The sequence below is a fragment of the Streptomyces sp. NPDC054770 genome (genome assembly GCF_053611985.1).
Genome location: NZ_JBSHBL010000009.1, coordinates 34,524 through 46,855 on the forward strand (window position 1 = coordinate 34,524; position 12,332 = coordinate 46,855).

Sequence of the window (12,332 nt, forward strand, 5' to 3'; positions counted from 1 at the left end):
ACTCCCGACACGGCCGCGCCGCGCCCGCCCTGTCCCTCCGCCGCGCGACCTGCGCACGGTCGAACGGGCCCCGGTCGGCCGGAGCCCGGTCGGCCGGAGCCCGTCCGGCCGGCTTCCGCCCGGCGGGAGCCCGTTCGACCTGTTCCCGCCCGACCGGTTCCCGTTCGGCCGGAGCCCGCCCGACCGGATCCCGCCCCCCACACCGCACAGGAACCCCATGACGACGTCAACGCCCCCGCTCCAGTCCACTCCGCCGGATGTCTGCCGGCTCACCGTGGCGGGCCCGGCCGGGCGCGCCGATCTGGCGGTGCCGCTCACCATGCCGGTCGCCGCGCTGCTGCCCGTCCTGCTGCGGCACGCCGGCCTGCCCGACGACGACAGCGGCCGGGACTGGGTGCTGCAGCGGATGGGCGACGAGCCGCTCGACCCCGACGGCACCCCGCTGACCCTGGGGCTGCGCCACGGCGAGGTGCTGTGGCTGCGGGCGGCCGAAGAGGCCCTGCCCGGGCTGCACTTCGACGACACCGCGGACGGTGTCGCCCATGTCGTCGGCGGACAGCGCGGGCGCTGGACCCCGGCCGCCACCCGGGTCCTCGCCCTGACCGGGGCCGGGCTGGTCCTGCTGGTGCTGCTCGCGGCGCTGCTGCGGCCCGGCCCCGGCACGGCGAACGCGGTCGCGGCGGGTGCCGCGGCGCTGCTGCTGGCGGCCGGCTGCGTCGCCGCGGACCGGTACGGCAGCCACCGGGCCACCGCCGTGCTGGCCGGTTCCGGCTCGCTCGTCCTCGGGGTCCTCGCGGGCCTCGCCTCCCGCCCGGCGGCGGCGGACGGCGGCTACCGTCCGGACGGCCCCGGCCTGCTGCTCGCCGCGCTCTGGGTGACGGTGCTCGCCGGACTGCTGCTGGCGCTGCGGGCGCTGCCGGACGCGCTGCCGGGCGCCGCGCTGTTCACCGCGGTGAGCGTCGCGGCGGCCTGCGGGCTGGCCGCCGCCGGCCGCTCGCCCTCACAGGCGGTCGCCGTGGTGGCCGCCGCCCTGTTCGTCCTCGGCCGGGTCGGCCCGCGTACGGCGCTGCGCCTGGCCCGGCTGCGGGCGCCCCAGCTCCCGCACAACGCGGAAGAGTTGCAGCAGGACATCGAGCCCCAGCCGGAGGCGCGGATCCGCGCCCGGACGGTGGTGGCCGGCACCCTGCTGGACACGCTCGCCGTGACCACGGCCGTGCTGTGCCTGGCGGCCTGGTGGCTGCTGGCCCACCGCTCCGACTGGATCGGCTGGGTGCTGCCGCTGGTCTTCGGTACGGCGATGGTGCTCCAGGCACGTGAGCTGACCGGCATCACCCAGCGGGCGGCGACGGCGGTGGCCGGTCTGGCCGGGCCGGTCGTGGTGCTGCTGGTCGACGTGGCACCGCAGGGCACCGGGGCGCGGATGGCGGCGGTCGCGGTGCTGCTGTCGGCCGCGGGCGGGCTGCTGATGGCCGCCGAACGGCTGCCGGGCCGCCGGCTGCTGCCGGTCTGGGGCCAGTTGGGCGACATCACCGAGTGGGTCACGGCGATCGCGCTGCTGCCGCTGCTGTTCCAGCTGCTGCACGCCTACGCGTGGTTCCGTTCGCTGGCCGGCTGAAGGAGACACAGGTGCAGACCCGACGCGACCACGTCCAGGCGTACCAGTTCGCCGTGGGCCGGCTGGCCACCTCGCTGGTCACCGGTGACCCGGGCCGCGGCACCAGCCCGACCCGGCGCGGCTCCCTCGGCACCTTCTTCGGCGTGCTCCTCGTGGTGCTGCTGTGCGCCGGCTCCGGGGTGTACGGCCTGATCTCGCCGGTGCGGAAGGACACCTGGCGGCAGCCGGGGTCGATCATCGTGGAGAAGGAGACCGGCAGCCGCTACCTGCTGGTGGACGGCACCCTGCGGCCGGTCCTCAACTACGCCTCCGCGCTGCTGCTCACCGGCTCCGCCGGGACGGTGCGCACGGTCTCCGGGGACGCGCTCGCGGCGGTGCCGCACGGCTCGCCCGTCGGCATCGCGGGCGCCCCCGACTCGCTGCCGGCGGCGGCCGACGTCCTGTCCGGCGGCTGGACCCGCTGTCTGCGGCCCGGGGCACCCGGCGGCGAGGTCCTCGACCTGGCGCCGCCCCGGAGACTGCCCGCACCGGGCTCCGCCCAGACCGTGCTGACCGGCCCCGAGGGCAAGCTGTACGTCCTGTGGCACGGCGTCAAGTACCCCGTGCCGGCGGCCGACGCCACCCTGATCGCACTCGGCCTGGACAGCGAACGCCGGATCGCCGCGCCCCGCGACTGGCTCGCCCGGGTGCCCACCGGTACGGCCCTGGCCGCACCGGCCGTACCGCACACCGGCACCCCGGCCGGCCGCGTGGCCGGTCACGCGGTGCGGGTCGGACAGCTCTTCCGCACCCCGGCGGCGGCCGGCGGCCACACCTATGTGCTGCTCGCCGACGGGATCGCCCCGGTCTCGCCGACCGAACTGGCCCTGCTGGCCGCCCGGCGCGGCGCGGCCCCGGTGCTCACCATCGACGCCACCACCCTGGCCGCCGCCACCCTCTCCCGGACCGGTCTGGCGGCCACCGCCCCGCCCGACCTGCTGCACGCGCCGACACTGCCGGCCGGCCAGGACCTGTGCCTGCGCCAGACGCCGGCCGGCCGCGACCTCACCTCCACCGTGGTGCTGGAGCACCGGGACGCCGGCGACGGCCGCTCGGTACGCGTACCGCCCGGGCACGGCCTGCTCGCCGTCGACCAGGACCAGGTCAGAGGCGGCGCCGCGGTCCCGCAGCCGTACCTGGTGGACGACCGGGGCACGCTCTTCCCGCTCGGCCGGCAGGCCGCGAGCGCGCTGCGGCTGAGCGGACCGACCACGCCCCTGCCCGCCGACGTACTGGCGCTGCTGCCCCGCGGCCCCGCCCTGGACGGCGACGCGGCCGCCGCCACCCTGAAGGAGGGGTGACCGTGGTGCATCTGGAGGCCCCGGCCGCGCTCGCCGGCCGCGGCGGACTGCGGACCCAGCGGGCCGGCGACGCCCTGCTGGTCCATCGCAAGGGCGGACCGGACCCGGCCGCGCTGGCCTTCGCCGAGACCCTCGCCGCCGACCCGCACCATCGACTCGTCGTGGTGGACCTGCCGTTCGACGCCACCGCACGCGAGTGGGAATCGGTGCCGCGGGCGCTGACGGCCGCGCCGGAGGGGGTGCGGCTGGTGTTCAGCCATGCCCTGCCGCCCGACGTACGGCGGTTCGGCCAGGCCGCCGCCGAGCGGCTCGGCGGCGTGGTGCTCGTACCGGACGGCGCGGTACGGGCGCTGCCCGAGGGCGGGCTGTTCATCGCGCCCGAGGACGGCACGGGCTGGCTGAGCCACCGGCCGCGCCACCCCGTGGGATACGACTCGCGGCGTTTTCCGAAGCCGGCCTGGGAGTACGCCGTCTCCGACCGGACCTGGCACACCGCGTCGCACGCGGTCGTGGAGCCCACCCCGAGCGGTGTCTGGCTGCGCGGCACCGGCGCGCCGGGCGGCGGCCGCCACTGGCTGGTGGACCGCGTCCCCGCCGGCACCGAGATGCTGACCGCGGTGGTGGGCAGTCCGGGCGGCCCGCCGGTGGACCTGCCGGACGCGGTGCGGGTCTGGCACAGCGTCCTGCCCTCGGCCCGCCGCCGGCTGCGCTTCCTGCAACTCGGGCCGGTGTCCCTGCCGGACGGGGTGGACTCCCTCGGCCAGGGGCTCGCCGACGGCACCGGCGAACAGGTCGTCTTCTACACCGGCCTGCCCGCCGGACAGCACCTGGGCGGGGCCCCCGACATCGAGGTGCCGAGCCACGACGGCACGGCGGCCTGGAAGCCGTTCGTCAGCGAGGTGGCGTACTTTCCGGACAACGGCCGTACGCCACCGCTGCCCGCCCTGTTCGGCGTACGCTCCCCGCTCACCGGGGCCCCCGACAGCTCGGGCGGCACGTACGCGTACGGGCCCGGGACCGTGCTGGAGGTCGTCCAGAGCGGGTTGTGGCTGCGCCCGCCGGCCGAGCCGGACAACTCCGACCGGGTCCGCCGCGTCGCCGCCGCGCCGGGACGGGCCCTGATCCTCTACGACCGGGCCACCCCCGAGTCCGGGGAACGGCTGCGCGGCCTCGCCGAGGACATGCTGAGCCAGCTCGACCCCACCCTCCGGGAGGCCTTCCGGGTGACCCCGGCGGACGAACCGGGCCCCTCGCTCGGCTGGCACGAGCAGGAGTGGTGGGTGTGGTCCCCCGGAGACGGGAACGGGGACGCCGGGCAGGCGGTGCCGGCGCCGACCGCCGACCCCGCCGCACCGCCCGCCGCACCGCCCGCCGCACCGCCGTACGCCCGGATCCGGCCGACGCCCGCACCACAGCCCCCGGCGTACCCGGCCGCGGCCGACCCCACGGCCGCGACGGTCGCGTATCCCGCCCCGCCGGAGGAGAGCCACGGCCGCGAACCGGGTCGGGCCGATCCGGCGAGCGGGACACGGGCTCAGGCGGTTCCGGCCCCGGCCGACTCCGCGAACACCGCGCGGGAGCAGCCCGCCGTTCCGCCGAATCCCGCGGGCACCGACCCGGCACAGGCCACGCCCGGCGGCCGAGCCGGGGAGACGGAGGCCGAGAAAGCTCGAGACGACCTCGGGAGCAACCGGCCGAGCCACACCGCCCCGTCAGGACCGGAACCGGTACCCGCCGCTCCGGCCGCGCCCCTGGGCGCCGCGCACGTGCCGCCGCCCGGTGTGCCCGCGGATCCCGGCGGAGCCGTACCGCCGCTGCCCGGGGCACGGGCCGGGGCGCCTCTCATTCGGCTGGAGTCGGATGTGCTGCCCCCGGGGCCGTCGGTGCCGCCTGTGCCGGCGGCCGGAGCCGGTGACCGGCACGCGGCCGGGGCGCGGGCGGCGGGCGGGGCCGGGGCCGAGGTCCGGGTGCAGCCCGTGCCCGGGGCGGCGGTGGCCGCGGTGCCGCCGGAGCGCGGGCTGGAGCGGGAACGGGCCTGGCTGCGCAAGACGTTCAGCGCCCAGTTCGGGGCGCTCGCCGGGTCGGTCGCCCGGGTGCTGTCCGAGTCGCCGGGGCTGCGTTCGTCCTCGCGCGAGGACGCGGCGGACGCGCTGACCGACCTGGTGGCGGTGCGCCTGTACCTGGGCGGCGACAGCGCCCGGGTGGACGCGGCGGTGCGCGGGGCCGCGAAGGGGCCGCACGTCCCGATGTCCCGGTGTGTGACGGCGGGCCTGCGCCGGCTGCCCTCCTACCGCGGCCCGGCGCTGCTGCACGCCCCGGCCGGCCCGGCGGAACTGGCCTGGTTCCACGAGGGCCGGGTCGCCACGGAGTGGGCGTTCTGCTCCGCGTGGACGGCGCCCTACCCGGCGCCGCCGGACAGCGTGGACTTCCTGGTGTGGTCGATGACCGCGCGCCGCACCCGGCTGGTGGACGCCGCCTTCACCGACCGGGTGCTCTTCGAGCCCGGTACCCGGTTCAAGGTGCTGCGCACCGACGGCGACGGTGACCGGCCCGCGGTGCTGCTGCGGCAGCTCTCCGCCGCCGAGACCGGGCCGGACGGCCGCGGGCCGGACGGACAAGGGCGGTTGGACGAGATCGCGTTGGAGGGGCTGGCCGCCTCGCTCGTCACGCTGCGGGAGTTCCGGGGCGGTCCGCCGCGCGGCGAGGAGCCGCGGGCCCGTCCCGTGGGGGTCCCGCCGGGACTGCTGCCGGCCCGCCCCGCCTCGTCGGAGAACAAGGGAGCACGCCAGTGACCCGGCAGATGTTGCAGGTCGCCCCGGACCGGCCCGGCGCCTACCGCTCGATCGGCGCGGCGCTGGCCGACGCCCGCGAGGGTGCGCTGATCACCGTGGCGCCCGGCCGCTACGAGGAGAGCCTGCACGTGACCAAGCCGGTCACGGTCGCCGCGCAGGACAGCGGGCAGCCGCCGCAGCTGCACGCCGCGGCGGGCAGCACGATCGTCCTGGACGCCGAGGCGGTGCAGTTGTCCGGCCTGGTGCTGACCGGGGCGGACCAGGAGGCGCCGGTGCTGGACGTGCGGCGCGGCCAGGCGGCCCTGGACGGCTGCCGGGTCGCCGGGCAGGCCTGGGCCGCGGTGCTGGCCTGGCACGAGGGTGTGCTGGCGCTGCGGGACTGCGAGCTGGCCAACGAGCGGGGCGCCGGGATCGTGGTGACCTCCGACCGGTCGAACGTGGTGGAGCGCAGCCGGGTGACCGGGGTGGGCTCGTCCGCCGTGGTGGTCGCCGAGCGCGGCCGGCTGACGGTCCGGGACTGCGTGCTGGAGGGGGCGCGGGGCAACGGCGTGTGCGCCAACGGGCAGAGCTCGCTGACGGTGGAGTCGACCCGGATCGCGGGCAGCGGGAAACCGGCCCTCGCCGTCGAGCAGCAGGCGCGGGCCGAGCTGCGCGAGGTGCAGGTCTCCGGGAGCGCCACCCTGGACGCGTACCTGACCAGCAGCGCGGAGACCGTGCTGACGGGGTGCCGGTTCACCGGTGCCGGCCAGCAGTCGGTGTACGTGGGTCCGGGGGCCGCCCCGGTGTTGCGGGACTGTGTGCTGGAGTCGCCGGGCGAGGTGGGCGTGCAGGCCGTGTCCGGGGCCCGGGTGCGGCTGGAGGAGTGCGCGGTCAGCGGTGCCGGGGTCGGGGTGGCGGTGGACGCCGAGGCGAGTGCGGAGTGTGCGGGGCTGGCCGTCCACGACGCGGCGCAGGCGGCGTTGCGGGTGGCCGGTGAGGCGCGGGTCGAGCGGCTGACGGTGAGCGGGGGCCGGGGCCACGGCGTGCTGGTCCGCGACCGGGGCCTGCTGGAGGTGCGGGACGCCGAGGTGGCGGCGGCCACCGGTGTGGTGCTGACCGAGGGGGCGCGGGCGGAGCTGTCGGCGGTACGGCTGCGGGCCACCGGCGGACCGGGCCTGTCGCTGGCGGACGCCGCACGGGTCACCCTCGCAAAGTCGGCGGTGACCGGCTGCGCGGTGCTGATCGGCTCGGGCTCCCGGCTGACCGCGCGCGACAGCGAGTTCGCGGACTCCGACGCGGACGGCATCCGCCTTCTCTCCGCCGGCGAGCTGGCCGCGACCGGCTGCCGGGTCTCCGGCGCCCGCGGTCATGGCGTGCACGTGACCGCGGGCTGCCGGGCGGAGCTGACGGGCTGCACGGTGCGGGACAACGGCGGCGACGGCGTGCGCTCGCGCAGCGACGAGCCGGTGGTGGTCATCGACTGCGACATCCGGGACAACGGCGGCCGGGCGGTGGCCGACCGAAGCGGGCCCCCCGATGCCGTGGCCGGAAAGGCGTCCCGCGACGGAGGTGACGCCCGGCCGGCCGGGCGGTCCGGCGGGGAGCGCGAGGACGGTCGTACGGACCGCACCCGCATGGTGGGACCGCTCGCCGAACTCGACGCGCTGGTCGGCCTGGAGAGCGTCAAGCGCGAGGTCACCGGCCTGATCAACCTCAACAAGATGGCCCAGCGGCGGCAGGAGATGGGACTGCCGATGCCGCCGATGAGCCGGCACCTGGTCTTCGCCGGCCCGCCCGGCACCGGCAAGACCACGGTGGCCCGGCTGTACGGGGCCGTGCTCGCCGAGCTGGGCATCCTCAGCGAGGGCCACATCGTGGAGGTGGCACGGGCCGACCTGGTGGCGCAGATCATCGGCGGCACCGCCATCAAGACCACCGAGGTCTTCAACAAGGCCCTGGGCGGTGTGCTGTTCATCGACGAGGCGTACACCCTCACCAACCAGTCCCGCGGCACCGGCCCCGACTTCGGGCAGGAGGCGGTGGAGACGCTCATGAAGCTGATGGAGGACCACCGCGACGAGATCGTGGTCATCGTGGCCGGCTACTCGGCGCAGATGGACCAGTTCCTCGCCTCCAACCCGGGGATGGCGTCCCGGTTCGCCCGCTCCGTGGAGTTCCCCAACTACAGTCCCGACGAGCTGGTCACCATCGTGCGGGGCCTGTGCGGCAAGCACTACTACGAGCTGTCGGACGGCGCGCTGACGGCCCTCGACCGGTACTTCGAGGCGGTGCCCAAGAGCGACACCTTCGGCAACGGGCGGGTGGCCCGGCAGATCTTCGAGGAGATGATCAGCCGTCAGGCGTCCCGGCTCGCCGTCGAAGCACCGCTCGACGACAACGAGTTGAGCGTCCTGGCGGCCACCGACGTACCGGCCCTGCCGGCCCGCGGCGACGAGGCGGGCGGCCGGGAGACTCCCGCGCTGCGCCGGCTCGCCTCGCTCAGCGGGCAGCAGCCGGCCCGCGACGCCCTGCTGGCACGGCTGCGGCGGCTGGCCGCGGCGTCCGGCACCGAGAAGGAGCTGCCGCGGGCGGCCGGTCTGGTGCTGGAGGGCGGGCCGGGCTCCGGGCGGGCGGCGCTGACCGCGCTGTACGCGCGCGGGCTGGCGGAGGCGGGGCTGCTGCCCACCGGTGCGGTGGTACGGCTGCCGTTGTCGCAGGTACCGGCCCGCTGGCCGGAGCAGCCCGCGGCCCGGCTGACCGCCGCGTTCGCGGAGGCCGCGGGCGGCGTGCTGCTGCTGGAGCTGGACCCCGCCTTCGAGCAGCGGCCGCCGGAGGAGCAGACGGCGGTCCTGGACGGTCTGCAGTCGGTCGCGGTCCGGCCGGCCGGCCCCGTGCCGGTGCTCAGCGGCTCGGCCGCCATGGGGCCGCTGCTGCGCGGCCGGGCCCAGTTGACGGCGGTGTTCGCCGAGTACGTGCGGATGGTGCCGTACACACCGGCGGAGCTGGTCGAGCTGGTGGCCCGGCGGCTGGCGGTCCAGGGGTTCCGGCTCGCCGAGGACGGCGCGGCGGAACTGGCCGCCGAGTTCGGCCGGCGTCCGCCCGGCGGCGAGGTCTTCGGCGCACACCGGCTGGCCGATCTGCTGGCGGTCCGCTCCGGGCGGCCGGAGATCGGTGCGCGGGAGCTGTACGACGCGGGCGTGGTCGTCGCACCGGCCCCCGAGGCGGAGCCGGAGACGATTCCGGCCGGATGAAGCGGGAACGGTCCCCCGCCGCGGAGTGCGACGGGGGACCGTGTCCGTCCTACGGGTCCTACAGGTCCTACGGGTCCTACAGGATCTACGGGATCTACGGGTCCTACCGGATCTACGGCTTCTCAGTGCACGGTGCCGGACGCCCAGACGACGGTGCCGGACGTCGCCAGGACCGTCACGTTCCCGTCGGCCTGGAGGACCAGCTCGGCGCCGTTGTTCCCGGCGGTGCCCGCGGTCCACAGGGTCTGGTCGGCGGAGCCGTACACGACGAAGTTGCCGTCGGCCTGGAACACCGCCCGGTTGCCCGCGCCCGAGGTGCCGGCGGACCACAGGACCCTGCCGTCCGTGTCGGTGATCACCAGATTGCCGCTCGCTGTCATGGCGAGCCGCACATGGTCGGTGGAGACGGACTGCCCCGCGCTCAGCACGGTGGTGGCGTTGACCACCCGGGTCTCCCACTGGTGCGGGGCCGCGGCGACGGTGGGCCGCGCACCGGCCTCCGGCTTCGCGGCGGCCTTCGGCTTCTCGACGGCTTCCGGCTTCTCGACTGCCTTCGGCTCCTCGGCGGCGTGCTTCTTCTCGGCCGGCCGAGTCTCAACTGCCCTCTTGTGAGCGGCCGTTGCCGTCCCGTGGACCGTCTGCTTCTCTGCGGTCGCACGCGGGCGGGCCGGCGTGGCGTCGGTCCGCGGCGCGGAATCCGTGGTTGCCGAGCCCGTCGTCGCCGAGTCCTCGGCCGCCTTGGAGAGATGCGGCGGCAAGCTGTCGGCCGGCTCGTCCGTCCCCGAGGCCTGGTCGTCCGGCTCCTCCAGGACCGCCTCCGCCCACGGCACGCGCGGCGTACGGCTCTCGCTGGGCGAGGTGCGGGGCGAGGCGTGCTGGTGCGGAGCCGCGCTCGGGGTGGCGGTGGCGGCCTTGTCCCGCGCCGCGTGGGGCGTGGCGTGCGGGCCCGGTGACGCGTGCGGTGTCCGGCTGCCGCTCTCGGAGGGAGCGGGCGTGCTGCCCTGGGCCGGGCTCTGCGCGCCCGGTTGCGGGGTGGCGTACGGGACCGGGCTGCTGTCGCCGTCGCTGGCGAGGTCCCCGGTGCCGGACGTGGCCACCGGTGTCACGCGGTCGAGCCCTTCCACGTCGGTGGTCTGCTTCTCGCCCTTGTGCGCCAGCGGTACGGAGACCAGGACCGCGCCCGCCACCGCCGCCGCGGCCACCAGCGGCCACGGGCCGGACTTCGGCCGGGCGCCGCGCGTGACCGGACCCGGCTGGTCCCCGCCGGGGTCGGGGCGGAAGCCGCGTGCCGTGGCGCCCGTACGGCGCAGGCGGCCGACCACGTCCGGCCGGCTCTCCGCGGGCGGCTCCTCGGCGACGGCGGTGACCGCCGCCCGTGCCGCCACGCCGGCCGCGACGGCCTGGGCGTGCGCGAGCGCGGCCGAGGCGGCCGTGCCGTCCGGGTCGCCGTCGTGCAGGGGCATGGCGGCGGCACGGCGTATCCGCCGGGTCCGCGGCGGATCGCCGGGAACCGTGCGATCCGTGCCGGGCGGCCGTGCGCCCGGCTGGTGCGTGGGGGTCATCCGTTCTCCTCGTGCTCTTCTGGTGGCGGGAGCGTTGCGGCCGGTGGTGTGAAGGTGACGGTGACGGCCGCGGGCCTCGGCCCGGGCTCGGCCACGAGCCGCAACGCGCCGCCACCGGCCGCTCCCGGCCCGTGCCCGTGGCCGTTCTCCTGCCCGGCGCCGGATCCGGTCCCGGGCTCGGTCCCCGGCTCGGGCTGTTGCTGCGCTGCCGCGGGCGCCGCCGGTTCGGGCCGTACCCGTGCGGTCTCGGTGGGCTCCTCGGCGGGCTCCGCCTGCAAGGCGAAGTCCGGCCGCAGCGGGGCGGGTTGTACGGCGGACTCGGCGGCGGGCGGCACGGCCGGGGCCTGCCAGCCGCGTGGTGCCACGGCCAGGCCGTGGACGACGGCGAGCCGGCGCATGGCGCGCAGGTCGTCGTCCGAGCCGTCGCCCTGCAAGCGGACGAGGGTGCGCTCGCGTACGTCGTCCTGGAGGGCGGCGAAGAGGCGGTCGAGGGGTTCCCAGACGGAGTCGTCGAGTGCCTCGTCCGGTACGCCGACGTCCACGGTCATGAGGTCGGGCAGGACCGGGCGGGCGGCGATGTCCTCCGGTACCGGAAGGCCGTTCGGGCCGATCCACAGCCCCGCCCTGGTGACCACGACCTCCCATTTGCGGTCCAGCATCATCGCGCCGGGTTCGAGCCCGGGGCGCAGTCCGCTGACCGGCGGCCGCCAGGTGCCCAGGCGTGGCGCGGGCGCGGTGCCGCCGTCGGCGGGCACGCAGGTGACGGTCTCCACGTAGGGCCGCCAGGAGGGCTCGCCGGTCTCGTCGGTGAGCACCACGCGCGGTGTGGCGGCCAGGCCGCGGTCGTCGGCGCGCTGCGGGTCGTCCAGCAGCAGCGGCGGTCCGGTCAGCACCTGGACGGGGATGCCGAGCAGGTCCGCGACGCGCCGGCCGACCGGGAGCAGGTCGGTGCCGCCGCCGGGGACGAGCCGTACGGTGCCGCGCACCTGGGCGGGGAGCGCCGCGATCACCTCGGCGAGGGCGTCGGCGGGGACGGTGGCGGTGCGGGAGGAGCCGACGACGAGCAGCGGTCCGGCGGCGTCGGGAGGTATCGCGTACCGCAGCGCGGAGGCGCCCTCGGGCGGGGTTCCGGTGGGCAGGACGAGCAGGCCCGCGGGGATCTGTTCCACCACGCAGCCGTCGGCGACCGCCGGGGCGGTGCGCTCCACGGCGGCCTGCCACTGCGGTTCCGGGAGCCGGGTGCCGACCCGGCGGGGCACGAGTCCGGAGGAGAAGTTCCACCAGCCGCCCGGGGTGTCGGGCACGTCGGGTGCGAAGAGGGTGCCGCCGGGGGCCACGACGACCAGGCCGCGGGGCGCGAGGACCTCGAACGGCCCCGCCTCGCTGAACGCGCGCGCGGCGGCGGGCCGGCCGGGGCGGTCGGCGGCTGCGCCGGACATCACCAGCCGCAGGACGCGCGCACCGGCCGCGTGGGCCTCGGCGAGCGCCGGGGCCAGCCGGTCGCGGAGCGCCTCGGGCGCCTCGAAGCCGGCGCCCACCAGGACGGTCACGTGGTCGGCGGGGCGTCCTCGGTGCAACTCGGCGGCGACGCCCACGAGATGGCCGGGCGACTGACCCGCCGCGTGCACGGCGAGCACGCCGTCCGCACCGGTGACCTCCAGGGCCACCTCACCGGCGTGCCGGTCGCCACGACGCCGGCCGGTACCCCGCCGGGCGGTCCGCCCGCTCATCGCCGCCTCCGGGTCGCGGGCATCACCCATGTCACCGTCACCTTTCGAACGGTAATCGAGCAG

General features: G+C 77.1%; 6 protein-coding genes. 4 read left to right on the forward strand and 2 right to left on the reverse strand.

Translation table 11 applies throughout. From position 1 onward, the window contains the following. Nucleotides 1-217: 217 nt before the first annotated feature. The 4 genes from eccD to ACWGKQ_RS11000 are packed head-to-tail and all read left to right on the forward strand — an operon-like array spanning nucleotide 218 to nucleotide 8,977. Nucleotides 218-1,615: a type VII secretion integral membrane protein EccD gene (gene eccD, locus ACWGKQ_RS10985; protein ID WP_453291582.1), complete on the forward strand. Its 1,398-nt coding sequence runs from the start codon at nucleotides 218-220 to the stop codon at nucleotides 1,613-1,615. 11 nt (nucleotides 1,616-1,626) lie between these two features. Further along, nucleotides 1,627-2,955, forward strand: coding sequence for a type VII secretion protein EccB (gene eccB, locus ACWGKQ_RS10990; RefSeq protein ID WP_453291583.1), 1,329 nt, complete (start codon nucleotides 1,627-1,629; stop codon nucleotides 2,953-2,955). Between the two features lie 2 nt (nucleotides 2,956-2,957). Next, on the forward strand, nucleotides 2,958-5,747 hold the full coding sequence (locus ACWGKQ_RS10995) for a hypothetical protein (RefSeq protein ID WP_453291584.1): 2,790 nt from the start codon (nucleotides 2,958-2,960) through the stop codon (nucleotides 5,745-5,747). After that, nucleotides 5,744-8,977, forward strand: a complete 3,234-nt coding sequence (locus tag ACWGKQ_RS11000) for a right-handed parallel beta-helix repeat-containing protein (protein WP_453291585.1) — start codon at nucleotides 5,744-5,746, stop codon at nucleotides 8,975-8,977. Before ACWGKQ_RS10995 ends, ACWGKQ_RS11000 begins: the two co-directional genes overlap by 4 nt. Before the next feature lie 122 nt (nucleotides 8,978-9,099). Here ACWGKQ_RS11000 and ACWGKQ_RS11005 read toward each other — a convergent pair whose 3' ends face one another. Next, a complete protein-coding gene (locus ACWGKQ_RS11005; protein ID WP_453291586.1) occupies nucleotides 9,100-10,539 on the reverse strand; it encodes a hypothetical protein in 1,440 nt (479 codons plus the stop codon). Then, nucleotides 10,536-12,299: a hypothetical protein gene (locus tag ACWGKQ_RS11010; protein ID WP_453291587.1), complete on the reverse strand. Its 1,764-nt coding sequence runs from the start codon at nucleotides 12,297-12,299 to the stop codon at nucleotides 10,536-10,538. Before ACWGKQ_RS11010 ends, ACWGKQ_RS11005 begins: the two co-directional genes overlap by 4 nt. Nucleotides 12,300-12,332 lie beyond the last annotated feature (33 nt).

What these genes read in the sequence shown, in the direction of transcription:
- eccD (WP_453291582.1), top strand. Translation starts at nt 218, where the DNA reads ATGACGACGTCAACGCCCCCGCTCCAGTCCACTCCGCCGGATGTCTGC.
- ACWGKQ_RS11010 (WP_453291587.1), bottom strand. Translation starts at nt 12,299, where the DNA reads ATGGGTGATGCCCGCGACCCGGAGGCGGCGATGAGCGGGCGGACCGCC.
- ACWGKQ_RS11005 (WP_453291586.1), bottom strand. Translation starts at nt 10,539, where the DNA reads ATGACCCCCACGCACCAGCCGGGCGCACGGCCGCCCGGCACGGATCGC.